General features: G+C 62.1%; 1 protein-coding gene. It reads right to left on the bottom strand.

The genetic code is table 11. The features are described from left to right. On the bottom strand, positions 1 to 684 hold a 684-nt coding region (locus EN994_RS34120; protein ID WP_164746562.1), incomplete at both ends, for an aldo/keto reductase.

Genomic DNA, 684 nt, shown 5'->3' with positions numbered 1-684 from the left:
GCTCGAGGTTGCGCGTCAGATTTGCCAGCTTGGCGGTGCCGGTCAGTACGGTGGCGACGGCAGCTTCATGCAAGGGGAATTGGAACGCTGCGGCGGCGAGCGGATAGCCACCCTCGGCGGCGATCCTTTCCATTGCGCCGACGCGGTCGAGCACGTCATGGCTGGCGGGGCGGTAGTCGAAATGTGCGCCTTGCACCGGGCCGGTCGCCAGGATGCCGGAGTTGAACACGCCGCCAATGACCAAGGAGGTCTGCTGTGCCCGGCATAGCGGCAGCAACTCCGCTTCGGCACTGCGGTCGAGCAGGGAATAGCGGCTGGCAAGCAGGATGCAGTCGAGCGGCGCCCGGCGCATCACGTCCAGGCAGATCTGCACCTCGTTGACGCCAAGCCCATAGGCAGAAATGACGCCAGTCCGTTTCAGCTCTTCGAGTGCCTTGAGGCCGCCATCCATCAGGTCGCGAAAATGCAGCTTGGTCTTCTCGATACCATGGGTGTAGGCGCCGATGTCGTGGACAAACAGGATGTCTATCCTGTTTAGGCCAAGCCGCGCATAGCTGAACTCGACCGACCGCATAATGCCGTCATAGGAATAGTCGTAGTCGAGCGCGAAGGGCAGCGGATCGACATAGGAGTGATCGGGAACCTGATCGTCCGGCACCGCCAAGCTGGCAAATCTGACGCGCA

Source organism: Mesorhizobium sp. M7A.F.Ca.CA.002.09.1.1, from assembly GCF_003998555.1.
GTDB classification, from domain to species: Bacteria; Pseudomonadota; Alphaproteobacteria; order Rhizobiales; family Rhizobiaceae; genus Mesorhizobium; species Mesorhizobium ciceri.
The sequence above is the reverse complement of the archived record's forward strand: the minus strand, read 5'-3'. Positions and strand labels throughout refer to the sequence as shown.